Annotated in this window: 17 protein-coding genes and 1 tRNA gene; 10 read left to right on the top strand and 8 right to left on the bottom strand. The window is 74.6% G+C overall.

The window, feature by feature from the left end:
* The coding region (locus ACFVSN_RS29030) for a hypothetical protein (protein ID WP_387956831.1) at nt 1-247 on the top strand (247 nt) is incomplete at its 5' end.
* An 85-nt stretch (nt 248-332) separates the two neighbouring features.
* On the opposite strand, the gene ACFVSN_RS29035 is transcribed toward ACFVSN_RS29030, so the two are convergent.
* The gene (locus ACFVSN_RS29035) at nt 333-665 is read right to left on the bottom strand and encodes an ArsR/SmtB family transcription factor (protein WP_380449148.1); all 333 of its coding nucleotides are present in this window, start codon (nt 663-665) and stop codon (nt 333-335) included.
* A gap of 293 nt (nt 666-958) precedes the next feature.
* Here ACFVSN_RS29035 and ACFVSN_RS29040 point away from each other — a divergent pair, with 293 nt between their 5' ends.
* Both ACFVSN_RS29040 and ACFVSN_RS29045 read left to right on the top strand, forming a co-directional pair.
* A complete protein-coding gene (locus tag ACFVSN_RS29040) occupies nt 959-2,602 on the top strand; it encodes an IS200/IS605 family accessory protein TnpB-related protein (RefSeq protein ID WP_387956832.1) in 1,644 nt (547 codons plus the stop codon).
* A gap of 18 nt (nt 2,603-2,620) precedes the next feature.
* The gene (locus ACFVSN_RS29045) at nt 2,621-3,676 is read left to right on the top strand and encodes an MFS transporter (RefSeq protein WP_387956833.1); all 1,056 of its coding nucleotides are present in this window, start codon (nt 2,621-2,623) and stop codon (nt 3,674-3,676) included.
* Nucleotides 3,677-3,680: 4 nt separating this feature from the next.
* On the opposite strand, the gene ACFVSN_RS29050 is transcribed toward ACFVSN_RS29045, so the two are convergent.
* A complete protein-coding gene (locus ACFVSN_RS29050; RefSeq protein WP_387956834.1) occupies nt 3,681-4,085 on the bottom strand; it encodes a nuclear transport factor 2 family protein in 405 nt (134 codons plus the stop codon).
* Nucleotides 4,086-4,345: 260 nt separating this feature from the next.
* On the opposite strand from ACFVSN_RS29050, the gene ACFVSN_RS29055 reads away from it, so the two are divergent.
* On the top strand, nt 4,346-4,759 hold the full coding sequence (locus ACFVSN_RS29055; protein ID WP_387603406.1) for a MarR family winged helix-turn-helix transcriptional regulator: 414 nt from the start codon (nt 4,346-4,348) through the stop codon (nt 4,757-4,759).
* 153 nt (nt 4,760-4,912) lie between these two features.
* Here the strand turns inward: ACFVSN_RS29055 and pgm are convergent, their stop codons facing one another.
* From pgm to ACFVSN_RS29070, 3 genes are all read right to left on the bottom strand, one after another.
* On the bottom strand, nt 4,913-6,553 hold the full coding sequence (gene pgm / locus ACFVSN_RS29060; protein WP_387956835.1) for a phosphoglucomutase (alpha-D-glucose-1,6-bisphosphate-dependent): 1,641 nt from the start codon (nt 6,551-6,553) through the stop codon (nt 4,913-4,915).
* A gap of 221 nt (nt 6,554-6,774) precedes the next feature.
* Entirely contained in the window at nt 6,775-7,074 is a 300-nt protein-coding gene (locus ACFVSN_RS29065) for a YciI family protein (protein WP_387956837.1), read from the bottom strand.
* 57 nt (nt 7,075-7,131) lie between these two features.
* Nucleotides 7,132-7,211 (bottom strand) — tRNA-Tyr (locus ACFVSN_RS29070).
* A gap of 522 nt (nt 7,212-7,733) precedes the next feature.
* Here ACFVSN_RS29070 and ACFVSN_RS29075 point away from each other — a divergent pair.
* On the top strand, nt 7,734-8,090 hold the full coding sequence (locus ACFVSN_RS29075) for a hypothetical protein (RefSeq protein ID WP_387956838.1): 357 nt from the start codon (nt 7,734-7,736) through the stop codon (nt 8,088-8,090).
* Between the two features lie 237 nt (nt 8,091-8,327).
* Here the strand turns inward: ACFVSN_RS29075 and ACFVSN_RS29080 are convergent, their stop codons facing one another.
* On the bottom strand, nt 8,328-9,851 hold the full coding sequence (locus ACFVSN_RS29080) for a multicopper oxidase family protein (RefSeq protein WP_387956839.1): 1,524 nt from the start codon (nt 9,849-9,851) through the stop codon (nt 8,328-8,330).
* 356 nt (nt 9,852-10,207) lie between these two features.
* Here ACFVSN_RS29080 and ACFVSN_RS29085 point away from each other — a divergent pair, with 356 nt between their 5' ends.
* The 5 genes from ACFVSN_RS29085 to ACFVSN_RS29105 all read left to right on the top strand — a co-directional run bounded on the left by ACFVSN_RS29085 (nt 10,208) and on the right by ACFVSN_RS29105 (nt 14,846).
* Nucleotides 10,208-11,584: a pyridoxal phosphate-dependent decarboxylase family protein gene (locus tag ACFVSN_RS29085; protein WP_380510454.1), complete on the top strand. Its 1,377-nt coding sequence runs from the start codon at nt 10,208-10,210 to the stop codon at nt 11,582-11,584.
* Between the two features lie 79 nt (nt 11,585-11,663).
* Nucleotides 11,664-12,341, top strand: coding sequence for a hypothetical protein (locus ACFVSN_RS29090; protein ID WP_387956841.1), 678 nt, complete (start codon nt 11,664-11,666; stop codon nt 12,339-12,341).
* Nucleotides 12,338-12,994: a DUF6875 domain-containing protein gene (locus ACFVSN_RS29095; RefSeq protein WP_387956842.1), complete on the top strand. Its 657-nt coding sequence runs from the start codon at nt 12,338-12,340 to the stop codon at nt 12,992-12,994. The genes ACFVSN_RS29090 and ACFVSN_RS29095 overlap by 4 nt, the downstream gene beginning before the upstream one ends.
* Nucleotides 12,995-13,313: 319 nt before the next feature.
* Nucleotides 13,314-13,871 (top strand): hypothetical protein, encoded by a 558-nt coding sequence (locus tag ACFVSN_RS29100; protein WP_387956843.1) that lies wholly within the window; start codon nt 13,314-13,316, stop codon nt 13,869-13,871.
* Nucleotides 13,872-14,315: 444 nt separating this feature from the next.
* Complete coding sequence (locus ACFVSN_RS29105; protein ID WP_387956885.1) at nt 14,316-14,846, top strand: hypothetical protein; 531 nt, start codon at nt 14,316-14,318, stop codon at nt 14,844-14,846.
* A gap of 250 nt (nt 14,847-15,096) precedes the next feature.
* Here the strand turns inward: ACFVSN_RS29105 and ACFVSN_RS29110 are convergent, their stop codons facing one another.
* A complete protein-coding gene (locus tag ACFVSN_RS29110) occupies nt 15,097-15,720 on the bottom strand; it encodes a TetR/AcrR family transcriptional regulator (protein WP_387956844.1) in 624 nt (207 codons plus the stop codon).
* Nucleotides 15,721-15,724: 4 nt separating this feature from the next.
* On the bottom strand, nt 15,725-16,345 hold the full coding sequence (locus tag ACFVSN_RS29115; RefSeq protein ID WP_387956845.1) for a maleylpyruvate isomerase family mycothiol-dependent enzyme: 621 nt from the start codon (nt 16,343-16,345) through the stop codon (nt 15,725-15,727).
* Between the last annotated feature and the right edge of the window lie 206 nt (nt 16,346-16,551).

Below are 16,551 nucleotides of genomic sequence, written 5' to 3' on the forward strand. Positions count from 1 at the left end.
CCGCGACACCTTCCTCTACCACGCCTACTGGTTCAACAACGGCAAGCCGTGGAGCGCCTGGGAGACCCTCGGGAACTGGAAGTTCTCCGGCCGGACCCCGGCGCCGCTGTTCAGCGCCTCCGCCGGCACCGTCGACCTCTTCGCCGCCGGCACCGACGGCGCCGTCAACCACACCGCCTACAAGCCCGGCATGCCCAAGTGGGCCCCCCTGGACACCCTCACCGGCACCACCCTGCCCACCGGCTGACCGGGCACAGCAGCGGGACCCGACCCGCGCGGCGCCGGCCACCACCACGGTGGCCGGCGCCGCGCCGCGTTCGGGGCCGGGCCCGTCAGGGTGCCGGGGCGGGGGCGGCGGTGAGGAGGGCGTCGAGCAGGCCGGGGAAGCGGGTGTCGAGGTCGGTGCGGCGCAGGCTGACGAAGCGGTTGCGGCCGGCGACGCGGGTGGTGGTGACGCCCGCCTCGCGCAGGACGCGCATGTGGTGGGAGACGGTCGACTTGTGGAGGTGGTCCAGGCCCAGGCCGCGCGGGTCGCAGGAGTGCTCGGCGCCGTCGGCGTAGCTGAGGAGCAGGCGCATGCGCACGGGGTCGCCGAGGGCGGCCAGGACCGTGACGAGGTCGAGGTCGGCGGTGGCGGGCTGGGGCAGCCGCTCGTCTTCGGTCATGGCGCTCGGGTCCTCGCAGGGGTCACGGACGGCGGTGGGCGGTCGCGGGCGGTCGGGGCATCGGCACCGGGCCGTTGGTTTGACAATCATCCACCAATTTCTAGTGTTTGACGAGTGTCAAACTATTGCGCGTTCGTCCAACAATCGAGGGGTTGCGAAATGCTGGGGGGTCGAGGTCGTTTTGGTGCGCATGGGTGTCCGTGAGTTTGTTTTCGATCATGGCTTGTTGGATCGGTGAGGCGACTGTCGGTGGCGTGTGTGAGGGTGGTGGCGCTGACGGAGAGGGGGATGGCGTGACCGGGCCGGGGAAGCCGCTGCGGCGGATCGACGCGCCGTTCGTTTCCCTTGGCCCGTCGGGTGTGACGGTCCGTGACCGTCTCAAGGGCCTCACGTCCGAGGACGAGAGGGTGCTGCGGCTGGTCGGCGGGCACCTCGGTGCGCTGGCGTCGCGTGATCTCAAGGCCCGGTGCGCCGACGGCCTGGATCACTTGGCGACCACGTGGGCGGCCCGTAAGCGGGATCTGACCGGTGTGTCGTCGTCCCGCTGGGCGGGCTCGATCACCAAGGCCACGCACGACCAGTGGGCGCTCTCGCGCCGCGGGCAGGCCTCGCACCTGGACTCCCTGGACACCGGGATCAGGACGGTCTCCCACCGCCTGTCCCTGCCGATCGGAGAGAAGGGCACCAAGCGCACGCCCGGCGGATACCGCTCCCGGCACGAGTGGTTCGTCAAGACCCGGCGTCTGCACGTTCTTGAGGAGCGACGCGCGGCTGTCGCCGCCGACCGCGAGAGCGGCATCGTGCGTGTGGTGCGCGGCGGCCGGAAGCTGCTGGGCACCCGGCACAACCTCGCTGCAGCGCAGCTCACCGAGCAGGAATGGCGGGAACGCTGGGAGACGGCGCGCTGGTTCCTGTCGGCTGACGGGGAGTCCGGCAAGCGGTTCGGGAACGAGACGATCCGCGTCACCCCCGACGGCGAAGTGTCGATCAAGCTGCCCGCCCCGCTCACCGGTCTGGCGAACGCCAGGAGCGGCCGGTACGTGCTGGCCGCGAAGGTGACATTCCCGCACCGGGGGCAGGAGTGGGCCGACCGCATCGAGGGCAACCGGGCGGTGGCGTACCGCATCCACCTGGACGTGTCCCGGGGCCGCTGGTACCTGGACGCCTCCTGGACCCGGCCCGTTGTGCGGACGATGCCGTTGTCCGCGGCCCGTGCGGCCGGGATGGTCGGGGTGGACACCAACGCCGACCACTTCGCCTGCTGGCAGCTGGATGTCCACGGCAACCCGGTCGGCGACCCCCACCGTTTCCCCTACGACCTGTCCGGCACCGCCACCCACCGCGACGCCCAGATCCGGCATGCCATCACGCAGCTCCTCCACTGGGCCAAGCGCTGCGGTGTGAGGGCGATCGGCCTGGAGAGCCTGGACTTCACCGCCGAGACCACCCGCGAGAAGCACGGCCGCCGCAAGCGGTTCCGGCAGCTCGTCTCCGGCATCCCCACCGGGAAACTCCGTGCCCGGCTCGTCTCCATGGCCGCCGAGCTCGACCTGGTCATCGTCGCGGTCGACCCCGCCTACACCTCCCAGTGGGGCGCCCAGCACTGGCAGAAGCCACTCGCCACGCCCACCCGCACAACCACCCGGCACGATGCCGCGAGCATCGCGATCGGGCGACGCGCCCTCGGACACCCGATCCGGCGACGGACGGCACCGCCCCACGACGACCGGAGTGATCGTCGCGGGCATCGGACCGCCCAGGCCGGACCAGGCGTTTGGGGGCGTAAGGAAACCCGCCACCCCGCCACGGACCGTGCACACGATGCGCGCAGCCGGACGGGGACAACGAGAACGCGGGCGACCAGCCGGGCATCCAACACCGTTCGGGATGCACGCAGTGATCAGACCTGGGTCCAAGACTCACTCCTGATCACTTGATTGGAACGGTTCCTTTCCATGCCCGTGCGCCTGCTCCTGCTCGCCCTCGGCACCTTCGCCGTGGGCACCGACTCGATGGTCGTGGCCGGCATCCTCGGCCCGGTCGCCGCCGACCTGGGGGTGTCCGTGCCGGCCGCCGGCCAGCTGGTCACCGTCTTCGCGCTCGGCTACGCGCTGCTGGCGGCGCTGTACAGGCCGGCCGCCAACGCGGTGGCCACCGCGCTGGTGGCGCCCGAGCGGCGCGGGCGGGCGCTGGCCACCGTACTGGGCGGGATGACGGTGGCCACCGCACTCGGCGTGCCGGTGGGCACCTGGGTGGGGCGCGGCGACTGGCGGCTGACGATGTGGCTGGTCACGGCGCTGGGCCTGGCGGCGCTGGCCGGGCTGGCGCTGCTGCTGCGCACCCTGCCCGCGCCCGGCGCACCCGCGGGCCTCGCGGCGCGCCTGGCACCGCTGGGGCGCCCGCGGGTGCTGGGGGCGGCGGCCACCACGCTGGTGTTCTTCCTCGCCTTCCAGAGCGTCTACATCTACCTGGCGACCGCGCTCTCCGGGGCGACCGGGGGCGACGCGGGCCGGCTGAGCACCGTGCTGGCGGTCACCGGCGCGGCGTCGGTGGCGGGCAGCTGGCTGGGCGGGCGCCTGGTGGACCGGGTGGGGGTGCGCCGGGTGCTGCTGACCGGTTCGCTGGTGGCGGCCGGATCGTTCGCCGCACTGCCGTGGCTGGGGCGCAGCATGGCGGGGGCGCTGGTGTACGCGGTGGTGACGCCGCTGGCGGGGTGGGCGGTGTCGGTGGCGCTGCCGCACCGGATGGCGTCGCTGGATCCGGGTGGTGCGCCGCTGCTGATCTCGCTGAACTCCAGTGCGCTGTACCTGGGGACGGCGGCGGGCGGGGTGGCGGGCAGCTGGGCGATCGGGGTGCTGGGCGGGCGGTTCTTCCCGCTGGCGGCGGCCGTGCTGGCGCTGGTGGCGGCGGGTGCGGCGGCGGCGACCACGCGGGCGGGGCATGCCGCGGTGGTCGCGGGGACGCCGGCGGGGGCGGGGGTCGATCAGGTCCCCGCCCCGGTGCGGCGGTGACGGGTCAAGCGCGGGCGGAGCCGAGGTCGCGGTCGGTCTCGGCGCCCTTGAGGAGCAGGGTGGTCTCCTCGATGCGGGCGAAGCGCCCGCAGGGGCCGAACTCGCCGAACACGTAGACCTCCATGCCGACCTCGCTGCCGTCGGTCTTGACGACGTGGACGGTGTGGCGGTCGGCGGTGCGGCCGTCGGCGTGGAACTCCTCGTGGACGTCGATGGAGCCGGAGGCGACGACGGCGCGCAGGTGGCCGATGTGCTCGGCGAAGCCGGCGCGGTCGGCCCAGGTGCCGTCGGTGCGCTGGCGGTAGTCGGGGGTGAAGTGCCGCTCGATGGCGTCCTCCAGGGGCAGGGAGGGGGTGAAGAGCAGGTCGTTGATGGCGGCGGTGATGGTGGTGTGGGCGGCGGCGGTCATGAGAACGGCTCCTTCGGGCATGGGGGTGGCGCGGTCCGGGACGGCCGGAAACCGAGATGCGTGCGTCGCGCACGCTTTCTGGAAGGGGACTCTACACGGAATGCGTGCGCCACGCACGCTACGATCGGGGGGTGAACCACAGCCCCGACGCCTCCCCGTCCCCCGCCCCGCCCTCCCCCGTCCCCCCGGACGCTTCCCCGGCCGTCCCCTCGGACGCTCCCTCGGACGCCCCCTCGCTCGGCGACACCGTCGCCGAGGCCCTGGCCGCCCTGCTGCGCCGCCCCGCCCGCACCGCCCTCTACCGGCGCCTGACCGCGGGTCTGGGCGAGGCCGTGGACGAGGTCACCTACCCCGTCCTCAGCGGCCTGGCCCGCTTCGGGCCGCGCAGCGCCGCCGACCTGGCCGCCGAGATCGGCCTCGACCGCTCCGGCGTCTCGCGCCGCGCCACCCGCCTGGAGGACGCCGCCCTGCTGCGCCGCGAGGCCGACCCCCGCGACCAGCGCGCCACCCTGCTCGCGCTCACCGCGGCCGGCGAGGAGGCGGTGGAGGTGATGCGCCGGCGCCTGGCCGGCGGCATCGAGGAGGCGCTCGCCTCCTGGCCGCCCGGCGAGGCGGAGGTCTTCGCCCGGGGCCTGGCCCGCTTCGCCGAGCAGGGGCCCTTCGGCACCCTCTAGGACACGCCCCGGCAGCCCGGCGCCGGCCCCGCGCGGATGGCGGACGGCGGACGGCCCGGCGCGGAGGTACGTACGGACGCGCGCGGAGGTGCGGGCATGCGCGTGCCCCGGACCGCGGCGGCGCGGTCCGGGGCACGGCGGGCGGGCGGGGCGTCAGGCGCCGAGGACCTCGCCGACCAGGGCGCGGGCCTCCTCCTGCACCCGGGCCAGGTGCTCGGGGCCGTGGAAGGACTCGGCGTAGATCTTGTACACGTCCTCCGTGCCCGAGGGGCGGGCGGCGAACCAGGCGTTGTCCGTGCAGACCTTGAGGCCGCCGATGGCGGCGCCGTTGCCCGGGGCCTTGGCCAGCACCGCGGTCACCTTCTCGCCGGCCAGCTCGCCCGCGGTGACCTGCTCCGGGGCCAGGCGGGCCAGGCGGGCCTTCTGCTCGCGGTCGGCCGGGGCGTCCACGCGGGCGTAGGCGGGGGCGCCGTGGCGCGCGGTCAGCTCGCGGTAGTAGGCGCTGGGGGTGGCGCCGGTGACGGCGGTGATCTCGGAGGCCAGCAGCGCCAGCAGGATGCCGTCCTTGTCGGTGGTCCACACCCCGCCGTCGCGGCGCAGGAACGAGGCACCGGCCGACTCCTCGCCGCCGAAGGCGATCGAGCCCTCCAGCAGGCCGTCGACGAACCACTTGAAGCCGACCGGGACCTCGACCAGCTCGCGTCCCAGGTCGGCGGCGACGCGGTCCAGCATCGAGGAGGAGACCAGCGTCTTGCCGACCGCGGCGTCCAGCGGCCAGTCGCCGCGGTGGCGGTAGAGGTAGTCCACCGCCACCGCCAGGTAGTGGTTGGGGTTCATCAGGCCGCCGTCGGGGGTGACGATGCCGTGCCGGTCGGCGTCCGCGTCGTTGCCGGTGGCGATCCGGTACTCGGAGCGGCGCCCGATCAGGGAGGCCATCGCCGACGGGGAGGAGCAGTCCATGCGGATCTTGCCGTCCCAGTCCAGCGTCATGAACCGCCAGGTCGGGTCGACCTCGGGGTTGACGACGGTCAGGTCCAGGCGGTGGGCCTCGGCGATGCGCCCCCAGTAGGCCACCGACGCCCCGCCCAGCGGGTCCGCGCCGATGCGCAGGCCCGCGGCGCGCACCGCGTCCAGGTCCAGCACGCGCGGCAGGTCCTCGACGTAGGCGCCCAGGTAGTCGTAACGGCCGGTGGTGGCCGCGGCCAGCGCCCGCGCGTAGGGCACCTTGCGCACCCCGCGCAGGCCCTCGCGGATCAGCTCGTTGGCGCGGTCCTGGATCCAGCCGGTCGCCTCCGAGCCGGCCGGGCCGCCGCTGGGCGGGTTGTACTTGAAGCCGCCGTCGCGCGGCGGGTTGTGCGAGGGCGTCACCACGATGCCGTCCGCCAGCGCGCGCGGGCTGCGCCGGTTGTGCGCCAGGATCGCGTGCGAGACCGCCGGCGTCGGGGTGTAGCCGTCGGCCGAGTCCAGCAGCACCTGCACGCCGTTGGCCGCCAGCACCTCCACGGCCGTCACCTTCGCCGGCTCCGACAGCGCGTGGGTGTCCGCGCCCAGGAACAGCGGCCCCGCCACCCCCTGCAGCGCCCGGTACTCGCAGATCGCCTGCGTGGTCGCCGCGATGTGGTCCTCGTTGAACGCCGCGTCCAGGGACGAGCCCCGGTGCCCCGACGTCCCGAACGCCACCCGCTGACCCGCCTCCTGCGGGTCGGGGTGCAGCGCGTAGTAGGCCGTCACCAGCCGCGCCACGTCCACCAGATCACCCGGCTCGGCCTGCCGGCCGGCCCGTGCGTGTGCCATCCGTCTCTCTCCCGCCACAGTCCTGCGCGTCCTTGCCCCGTGCGACCGATCGTAGCCAGAACGCGACGGTGCCCCGTACCGGCGACCGGGACGGGGCACACTACACGCCCCCGGGAACACCCCGGGGCCACGACGGCCGGAACCGGACGAATCCGGACGATCTTCCGCCGGGAACGGACCCGGCGGACGGACGGCGCGGCGGACGGACGGCGCGGCAGCGCTCAGGCGGGCAGCTGCTGGCGGTAGGCGTCCAGGGCGGGGGCGGTGACGGTGGCCAGGAACTCGGTGACGCGGTAGGCGCACACGCCCTCGCGCGCGAACGGGTCGGTGGCCGCCAGCGCCTCGACCGCGGCCCGGTCCTCGCCCACCGCGAGGATCACCCCGCCGTCACGCGGCACCTTGCGCCCGGAGGCCAGGAACGTGCCGTCGGCGTAGTGGCCGTTCAGCCACTCGACGTGCTGCGGCAGCAGGGCGTCGACGCGCTCCAGCGGGGCAATATACGAGAGCTCCAGAACGAACATGCGCCCAGGCTAGCCCCGCCCCGCCGGACACGACCGGCCGGGGCGGGGGCTGCGAGGTGGGCGAGGGCGGATTCGAACCGCCACAGCCGAAGCGGGGGCTTTACAGGCCCTTGGGCTCACCAGTGCCCAGCTCGCCCTCGGAGAAAGGAGACGGATCCTCAACTACCGTGCGCGGCACGCGCGGAGAGCCGAAGAACCACAGAAGAGAAGCGCGGAAAGAAGCGCGGAGACAGCCGCGGAAGCGGTGCGGGCCCCGGCGGGCCGGCGGCGGCTTCAGCGCGCGGCGGGACGGCTCGCGCGATAACGCGGGGAACCCGGATAGGTGCGGTGCATCGCCAAGTCCCCCTTCGTCATTCGCGGTACGCGGTTGATCGCGTCGTCGGGGATCACTGTGCCGGGTGCGCGGCGGGGCGGCAACCGGTTTTCCGCAGGGCCCGTCCCGGGTGTGTGGCGAGTCCTATCCTGCCAGGTCGGCGGGTGGTTGCGGTAGGACGCAGAGCACCCGGGTTTCGCCTTGTGCGCCCCTGGCGCCCACCCGCAGACTCGTCCGCATCCACCTCTCCGGTTCCGTGCCGGCTCCCGCCTTCGGGGGCCGGCGCGCGCCTCGTGCTGCGTGCGGGCCGGGGGCGGGGTGGGGCAGGGCGATACGAGGGGGCTCGATGGAGATGAACACGGACCGGGATCTGGTGCTCAGGGCGCGGATGCGGCTGCTGAGCCACGACGGGCGGGTGCTGCACGCGCCCGCCGGACTGGCCGTCTACCGGCTGCTGTTCGCGGTGAACCCGCAGGTGTACGCCACGCGGCTGGCGTACGTCCTGGAGGAGTCGAGCCGCTCGGCGCAGGTCGCGCACCTGCCCGGGCGGCGGCGGGCGCTGCTCCAGGAGGCGCTGGCGGCGCTGGCCGTCGTCCCGGCGCACCACCCGCACCGGGCGAAGGTCCTGGAGCGCGTGGCGGCCGGGCTGCGCGCACTGGAGGCCGCACCGCAGAGCGCATCGCAGACGGGGGCGGGGCGGTAGGCGCGGAGAGGGGCCGCCTGCGGTACGGCACGTGCTGTTTGACGGTCGATCGGAGGCGGACGGGATGAGCAGCGGTTGGGCACCGCCGCGCGGGCCCGGGCCGTGGAGGGCGGCGGCCGGGGCGCGGTCCGGTCCGGCGGGGATCCCGGCGCCGGGCCGGGGCATCCGCGCGTCCTGAGCCGCCGGTGCCCGCCCCGAGGGGCCGTCCGGCGCGCGGGCGGCCCTCGAGGGGGTGGGTCAGGAGATTTCCATCTGGGCCATCATGCCCATCGCGGAGTGGTCGAGCAGGTGGCAGTGGTAGGGGTAGCGGCCGCGGTAGGTGTCGAAGACGGCCTGCAGGCGCACGCTTTCGCCGGGCAGCAGGCGCACGGTGTCCTTGAGGCCGGACTCCTCGGGGCCGGGGGGCTGCCCGTTGCGCGCGAGGACGCGGAACTGGACGAGGTGGAGGTGGAAGTTGTGGGGGACGTCCTTGTTGGCGTTGGTGACCGTCCACACTTCGCTGGTGCCGTGGGTGATGGCGGCGTCCACGCGGTCGGGGTCGTAGGTCTTGCCGTCGATCATGCCGCGGGGCTCGGCGCGTCCGTCCTCGTCGACCCGCAGGACGACGGTGCGTTCGCGGTCGGGTTCGGGCAGGGCGGGCAGGGTGCGCAGGCGGGCGGGGACCGAGCTGGGGTCGTGGGCGGCGCGGGTGACGTCGAAGCGCAGGACCTGGCCGACGTGTTCGGGCGGGCCGGGGGGCATGGCGTTGGTGAGGGTGACGCCGGTGCCCACGCGGTATCGGGAGAAGTCGATGACGACGTCGGCGCGCTCGCCGGGTGAGAGGTCGACGGTGTCGGTGACGTGGGGGCGTTCCAGCAGGCCGCCGTCGGAGCCGATCTGGGTGATCGGGCCGCCGTCCTCCAGTTTGAGGGAGAAGAAGCGCAGGTTGGAGGAGTTGAGCAGGCGCAGGCGGTACTTGCGGGCGGCGACCTCCACGCGGGGCCAGGGGCGGCCGTTGGCGAGGATGGTGGTGCGGTTGAACGGGTCGTCCATGCGGTAGACGAGGTTGCCGTCCGCGTCGAAGCGGGCGTCGCGCAGGGCGATGGGCAGGTCGTAGCGGCCCGAGGGCAGGGGCAGGGCGGCTTCGGTGGCGTCGGTGAGCAGGTAGAAGCCGGCCAGGCCGCGGTAGACGTGTTCGGATTCGGCGTGGTGGGCGTGGTCGTGGAACCACAGGTTCGCGTGGCTCTGGTCGTTGGGGTAGGTGTAGGTGCGGGTGCGGCCGGCGGCGATGAGGGTCATGGGGTCGCCGTCGCTGTCGGCGGGCACGCTGGCGCCGTGCAGGTGGACGGAGGCCGGCTCGTCCAGGAGGTTGGTCTGGCGCACGACCACCGGGCGCCCGGAGCGGGCGCGGATGACGGGGCCGGGGAAGGCGCCGTTGTAGGCGAGGACCTGGGCGGGGCGTCCGGGCAGGATCGGGGTGTGGACCTTGAGCATGGTGACGGCGTAGGTGTCGGTGCCGCCGTCGGTGGAGACGGGGCTGAGCACCGGGGGCAGGGGCATGGCCAGGGAGAACTTCCCGGCCAGCCGGGGGCCGGCGTCGGGTCCGGGGTCCGGCTGCCCGGTGGGGGTGGCGCTCTCGTGGACGTGGCCGGGGCCGTGGCGGTCGGCCGCGTCCGGGCCCGCGGGGGTGAGGGAGGCGGCCGGGCGCAGGGTGGTGCGCATCAGCAGGACTCCTCCCCCGGTCGCCAGGGCGGCGCCGATCATCCTGCGTCTGCTCACCATCGTGGGTCCTCCGGGGCGGCGGGTCTGTGAGGCTTCTCTGGAGCTGCGGGCCGGACTCGTGGACGGGGTGCGAGGCTTCGGGTCCGGGATCTTCCGGGGGCGATTGCAGCAGCGCCCGCTAGCGCGGCGGCGGAGTCCCGCTGGGGCCGGGCGCCGTCCGTGCGGCGCAGGTCGCAGGTGTGCGGGGTGCGGGGTGCGGCGAGCTGGGCGTGTTGCGCGCCTGTTGCGCCGTGCGGGTCACCGTGGCTCGGGAAGCACTGGAGGATCCCTCGAAGCGGCTCCAGGCAGCTGGAAGCCGCGCGCCGGCGTGGACGGCTCGCGGGGATCCGGGGGGACTCGAAGGGGAGGGCGGGAGCGTGGACCTGCGGTACTGGCTGGGCAGGGCGGCCGAGGTCGTCGAGCGGTGGGGCGAGCGGTTCGGGCCCTTCGAGCCGCACCCCTCGCACCACGTGGACGACGCGGACTTCGCCGCCGCGTTCGAGCGCTTCGCCAAGCGCCTGGAGCACAACTACCCGTTCTTCCATCCCCGTTACGCCGGGCAGATGGTCAAGCCCCCGCACCCGGCGGCCGTCGTCGGCTACCTGGCGGCGATGCGCTTCAACCCCAACAACCACGCCTACGAGGGCGGCCCGGCCACCAGTGACATGGAACGCGAGTGCGTGGCGGCGCTGGCCGCCATGTTCGCGCTGCCCGCCCACGTCGGCCACCTCACCAGCAGCGGCACCATCGCCAACCTGGAGGCGCTGTACGTGGCGCGCCAGAGCCACCCCGGGCGGGCGGTGGCCTACAGCGAGCAGGCCCACTACACGCACAGCCGCATGTGCCACGTCCTGGGGGTGCGCGGGGTGGCGGTGGCCGCCGACGGCCTGGGCCGCATGGACGCGGGCGCGCTGGAGGCGCTGCTGCGCGGCGGCGACGTGGGCACGGTGGTGGTCACCGCCGGCACCACCGGGCTCGGCGCCGTCGACCCCGTCCACGAGATCCTGCCGCTGGCCCGCCGTTACGGGGCGCGGGTGCACGTGGACGCCGCCTACGGCGGGTTCTTCGCGCTGCTCGCCGCCGACCCCGCCCAGGCCGCCGCCCTGGGCCTGGACCCGCGGCCCTGGCGGGCGGTCGGCGGCTGCGACTCGGTGACCGTCGACCCCCACAAGCACGGCCTGCAGCCCTACGGCTGCGGCGCGGTGCTGTTCGCCGACCCCGCCATCGGCCGCCACTTCGCCCACGACTCGCCCTACACCTACTTCACCGACGCCGAACTGCACCTGGGCGAGATCAGCCTGGAGTGCTCACGCGCCGGCGCCTCGGCGGCCGCGCTGTGGCTGACCCTGCAGCTCCTGCCGCTGACCCCCGGCGGCTTCGGCGCCGTCCTGGCCGGCGGGCGCCGCGCCGCCCTCGCCTGGGCCGACCTCATCCGGGACAGCCCGGACCTGACGCTCTACCAGCAGCCCGACCTGGACATCGTCACCTACCTGCCCACCGGCACGGGCCCGCTGTCGCTGGCGGGCACCGACGCCGCCGGCGAACGCGTCCTGCGCGCCGGGATGAGCGCCGAGGACGACCCCGTCTACCTGAGCCTGCTGCGCGTGGACGCCGCCGACTTCACCCGCCGCCACCCCGGCGCGCTCGCGGACGCCGACGGGGCGCGGATCCTGCGCAGCGTCCTGATCAAGCCCGAGGCCGAGCACTACCTGCCGCGCCTGCACGCGCGCGTCAGCGAACTCGCCCGCGCCTGAACCGGCTTCCCCCCGCGCAGCCCTTTTGTCCACCGATCCCGCCGATCGTCTACCGATCCCGCCGAGGAGAGTGTGTCCGTTGACCACCGCCACCCTGCGACCCGGCGCCGCCGCGCTCGCCCCCCTGACCCCGCCGCCCCCGCCCCCGCCCGCGGTCCGCCCCGCGCGCGACGGCGAGGAGGAACCCCTGGCCCGTACCCTGGCCGCCGCCTTCCACGACGACGCCCTGATGCGCTGGGCCTTCCCCGACGGCGCCCACCGCGCCCGCGTCCTGCCCGCCTTCTTCCGCGTCCACCTCGCCCAGTGCCTGGCCCACGACGGCGTCATGACCACCGACGCCCTGGACGGCGCGCTGCTGTTCCTGCCCCCCGGCGTGTGGGAGAACCCCACCCGGCGCGACACCGGCGCCGCCCGCGCCCTGGACCGGGCCGTCGACACCGCCGCCCACCCCGAGGCCGCCCACCGCCTGGCCGCCATCACCCGCCTCCAGCAGCGCCGCCACCCCGTCCACCGCCCCCACTACTACCTGGCGTTCATCGGCGTGCGCCCCGTCACCCGCCACACCCGCACCGCCGCCGCCCTGCTCGCGGCCGTCACCGCGCGCATCGACGCCGACGGCCAGGCCGCCTACGCCGAGACCAGCTCCCCGGGCGGCGCCCACCTGTGCGCCACCCACGGCTTCACCCGCTTCGGCGAGGCCATCGCCCTGCCCGGCGGCGGGCCCCGGCTGCGCCCGATGTGGCGGGGGCCCAGGTGAGCGCCGTCCTGCGGGTCCACTCCGCCGCCGAGATCGACGCCGGCGCCGGCGCCGAGCGCCCCGAGGTCGCCCGCGTCCTGGCCTGGAGCCGCGCCTTCCTCACCGCCTCCCACCCCGACCTCGGGCGCACCGGCCCCGTCTGCCCCTACACCCAGCCCTCCCTGCGCCGCGGCCTGTTCCACATCGCCACCATCGAGGGCCAGGACGACGGCGACCTGCCCGCCCTCGTCGCCGGGCTGCGCACCTGGTACGACACCCTCCTGGACGGCCTGACCGAGGAGTCCGAACGCGAACTGCTCACCATCCTGCTCCTGCTGCCCCACCTCGATCCCGCCGACTCCACCACCCTGGACGAACTCCAGCGCAAAGCCAAGGACGACTTCGTCGAACAGGGCCTGATGATCGGCCAGTTCCACCCCGTCTGCGAGGAGGGCGGCCTGTGGAACCCCGCCTTCCGCCCGCTGCGCGCGCCCGTCCCGCTGCTCGCCGTGCGCAAACTCCTCGTCTTCGACCTGCCCTTCCTCACCGGCGACGAGACCCACCTCACCCACTACCTCGCCCGCTTCGCCCCCGCCATGCCCGCCCGCATCCGCGACCAGCTCGTCACCGGCATGACCGCCCGCGCCAAGTCCCCCTCCCCCGTGGCCGCCTGACCCGGGCCCCCGGAACGCCCGGCCGGCGCCCGGGCGTCCCGGGGGCCCAACTCCCGTTTGCTCCTTGCGCTTTGGATCACCCGTCTCCCCACCCCGCGCGGCCTCCGAGCTGCACCGCCCGCCCCGGGGCGCCGCGACGAACCCGTGCCCACACACCCGCCCCAGCCTCCCCGACACACCCAACCCCACCGCCGGGTGCCCGACTCCCCCACCCCGGGGCGCACGAGTCCGGGCCGGGAGCGGCCCCTGCCCCGCGGCCGGGATGGCCGGGGACGAAACCCGCTGGCCGGGCCGGGCGGCGGCAGGGCAGGGTGGGCGCATGACCCGCCAGGAACTCGCCGCGCTGCTCACCGACCAGACCCCGGCCTGCGGCCCCGCCCGCCGGGCGCTGCTGTCCGGCGGCGCGTTCGATGTCGGGACCAACCTGATCCCCGCCCGGCGGCTCGCCGGCGTCTACAGCCGGCGCGAGCGCAGGATCCTGGAACGCGGCCTCTATTCGCTCGGCCTCGCCGAGTCCCTCGCGATCCTGCGCCAGGCCGGGGACGGGGCCCTGCGCGTCGCCGTCGTTCAAACCCCGGACTGCAGCGGGCCGTTCATCGTCTTCCTCGACGCCACCGCCCCCCGCGTCCTGGCCTGCCTGGACAGCCCCCGCTTCCTGCCCCGGCCCCTCGACACCCACCGACCCTCCCGAAGCGCCGGCTCGTACTGGTCCGAGCAAGCCACAACGGCAGCTCCGCCGCCAGGCAAACGTCAGCAAGCCGCCCCGGAGGGGGAAACTCTTGAGACGAAACATGATCAGGAACAACACTGGGTGAGACACGACGAGCCGGTGACCAGGCTCTGCGGCCACTCTCCTGGCGATCTTCGACGTCAGTAGGCTCGCTCCGCCTCGCCCGGCCACCGGCCACCGGCCACCGGTCGCCGACCTCGGCCGACCTCCGCCGACCTCCGCCGACCCTGGGAACGACCGGCGGAACCGAACAAACTCACCCCGCCCGGTCCGGCGCGGGTTCGGGAGCCTCCACACGAAGGTCCCCGCACCGGCGTGTGCACCGAAACCAGCCCGCACCGGCCCGGGCCGGCCGCCCGGCTCGAAGAACCAGCGGCCCGCCGCCCGCTACGAGATGGGGCAAAGTCCTCGCCACCGGCGGGGCACACGCCCGGCCCGCCCACCACCGGAAGGGCACCGAACCCAGGCGCACAGCTTGACCAGCCTGAGCCAGGATGACCTGGACGGATCAGGTAGAACTGCTCGCGTCACAGCACCAGCTCCGAGAGGCGAGGTATGGATCACCGGGATGTGGATGGCGCCGTGGCCGAGATGGTGCGGGTACTCGGCCCGCACACAGCGGACAACTGGGCGGTCTCAGCGGATTCGCTTGACTGGACCTGCCGGGAGACGGCTGTCCACGTGGCGCACGACCTGCTGGCCTACGCCGGCCAGGTGGCAGCCTGCCCCGCCGATGCCTACCTGCCTTTTGATCTGACGGTCCCCCCGGATACCTCCCCCCGAGAGGTGCTCCAAGTGGTCACCGCCTGCGCGGGACTGCTCAGCAGTGCGCTGGTCACGGCTGACCCGCAGGTGCGGGCCTGGCACTGGGGCGCCTGTGACCCGGCCGGCTTCGCGTCGATGGGTGTTGCCGAGATTCTCCTTCACACCTACGACATCACCCAGGGCCTGGGCGTGCCGTGGCTGCCACCGCAACCGTTGTGCGAGGGCGTGCTCCGCCGCCTCTTTCCCGACGCCCCGCCCGGAGCCCCCATCGAAGTGCTCCTCTGGTGCACTGGCCGGGGCGAGTTGGACGGTCGCCCCCGCCGCACCTCATGGACGTGGCAGGCAGCGACCTCCTGACAGATCTCTGCGAAGGTTGAACGTCAAGCCGAGCGGCAACGCCCTGCGTTCCAAGGCCCGTTCGGCGCGGTCCGCCGGGCGGCCGGGCCCGACCCCCGGCGCCAGCCTCGGCACGACGCCTTTCCGGTCCTGCCGCCCCCGGCTCGGGGCCCCGGCGCCCCGGCTCGCCGAGCGGCCCCATGGCCTGTCCCGAGCCGGCCGGTTCGAGATCACGCAGCCCCCCGGGGGGGCCTTCCCTGCTTCAGGCCTTTCAGCCGGCCCCGGCGGCGGCCTCGGCGGGCAGGCGGGAGGTGACGAGGTCGGCGACCGCCCGGCTCATCGCCTCGCGCTCGGCCGCCGGGTCGGCGGCGGTGGCCAAGGCGACGGCCGCCTGGTGCAGCGCCCCGTACAGCAGGTGGGCCAGGGGTTCGGCCTGGCCGGGGGCGAGCAGGCCGCGGCGGGCGGCGCCGTCCAGGGAGGCGCGCAGCAGCTGCCGGGCGCAGTAGGGGTCGCCGAAGCGCACCGAGCGTTCCCAGCCGAGGACGAGGGGGCCCTCGATGAGCAGGATCCGCCGCACGGGGGCTTCCAGGCAGGCCGTCAGGTAGGCGTCCATGCCGGCCAGCATCCGTCCGATCACGCCGTGGCCCGCTTCCTTGGCCTCGGTCGCCGCGTGGGCGCAGCGGTCGTGGACGTCGTGCTGGACGGCCTCGTAGGCGGCTTCGAAGAGGCGGTGCTTGTCGGGGAAGTGGTGGTAGAGCGCGCCGCGGGTGACTCCGGCGCGCTCGACGATGCGCGTGGTGGAGGTCTCGGCGTAGCCGTCCGCGGTGAACAGGGCGATCGCCGCGTCGACGAGGTGTCTGCGGGTGGCGTCGCCCTGTTCGGCCTTCTTCGTCATGGCCTCATCGTACGGAGTAGACGTTGACGTCGTGGCCGAGGCCGATGAGGGCGGGGTCCAGGCGGCCGGAGGCGGCGAGGACGAAGGCCATCGGGTCGGCGGCGGGCGCGGCGGCGGTGGCGGCGTGGGGGCGGCCGAGGCGTTGGAGTTCGGCGCGCAGCCAGGTCTCGCTGGCGGCGAGGCCGGGGCCGTCGGTGGTGCGGGGGTGGCCGAGGGCGGTGCGGATGTCGTCGGCGTGGACGAACGCGTCGTACCACAGGGTCAGGACGCCGTTGGCGACGGTGCGCCCGAAGCGGGGGTTGACGCTCTGCCAGACGCGGTCGTCGAGGCGGGCGAGGGAGGCGGTGAGGCGGGCGGCGGCCTCGCGCAGGAGGGCGGCGAGTTCGCGGGGCGGGGTGTCGCGCAGGGCGCGGGCCTGGTCGTCGGGGGTGCGGGTGCCGATGGTGCCGTCGGCGGAGTCGAGGGCGTTGGCGGTGACGTGCGCGGCGACGTCGCGCACCTGCCATCCGGCGCAGCGCGTGGCCGCGTCCCGGTCGGTGTCCTTGAGAGCGTCGAGCAGGTCGGCGAAGAGCCCGAATTCGGTGTCGAGCCCTGCCACGACCTGTGCCCTGTCCATCCCCGTCATGCCGTCAACCCCCTGGTGTGCGGCGGCCGTTGGTGGCCGTGCCGTCGCCGACGACGATACATACATGCAGCCTGTATGTATAGGGCGGGGGTGGTGTGGAGCGGGAAGTCGGCCCCGTCGACTCCCCGCGCCGGCAAGGGCCTTGGGGGCGGCGCCCGGCGCCACGGCTCTACCCCTCGGCCCTGCCCTGCCCAGCCGGGGGCAGC

Origin of the sequence: Kitasatospora sp. NPDC057904 (assembly GCF_042887925.1) — a bacterium.
Lineage (GTDB): Bacteria > Actinomycetota > Actinomycetes > Streptomycetales > Streptomycetaceae > Kitasatospora.

What these genes read in the sequence shown, in the direction of transcription:
- ACFVSN_RS29115 (WP_387956845.1), bottom strand. Translation starts at nt 16,345, where the DNA reads ATGACGGGGATGGACAGGGCACAGGTCGTGGCAGGGCTCGACACCGAA.
- ACFVSN_RS29050 (WP_387956834.1), bottom strand. Translation starts at nt 4,085, where the DNA reads ATGACCGCCGCCGCCCACACCACCATCACCGCCGCCATCAACGACCTG.
- pgm (WP_387956835.1), bottom strand. Translation starts at nt 6,553, where the DNA reads ATGGCACACGCACGGGCCGGCCGGCAGGCCGAGCCGGGTGATCTGGTG.
- ACFVSN_RS29110 (WP_387956844.1), bottom strand. Translation starts at nt 15,720, where the DNA reads ATGACGAAGAAGGCCGAACAGGGCGACGCCACCCGCAGACACCTCGTC.
- ACFVSN_RS29105 (WP_387956885.1), top strand. Translation starts at nt 14,316, where the DNA reads ATGGTGCGGGTACTCGGCCCGCACACAGCGGACAACTGGGCGGTCTCA.
- ACFVSN_RS29075 (WP_387956838.1), top strand. Translation starts at nt 7,734, where the DNA reads ATGGAGATGAACACGGACCGGGATCTGGTGCTCAGGGCGCGGATGCGG.
- ACFVSN_RS29100 (WP_387956843.1), top strand. Translation starts at nt 13,314, where the DNA reads ATGACCCGCCAGGAACTCGCCGCGCTGCTCACCGACCAGACCCCGGCC.
- ACFVSN_RS29080 (WP_387956839.1), bottom strand. Translation starts at nt 9,851, where the DNA reads ATGGTGAGCAGACGCAGGATGATCGGCGCCGCCCTGGCGACCGGGGGA.
- ACFVSN_RS29065 (WP_387956837.1), bottom strand. Translation starts at nt 7,074, where the DNA reads ATGTTCGTTCTGGAGCTCTCGTATATTGCCCCGCTGGAGCGCGTCGAC.
- ACFVSN_RS29045 (WP_387956833.1), top strand. Translation starts at nt 2,621, where the DNA reads ATGCCCGTGCGCCTGCTCCTGCTCGCCCTCGGCACCTTCGCCGTGGGC.
- ACFVSN_RS29035 (WP_380449148.1), bottom strand. Translation starts at nt 665, where the DNA reads ATGACCGAAGACGAGCGGCTGCCCCAGCCCGCCACCGCCGACCTCGAC.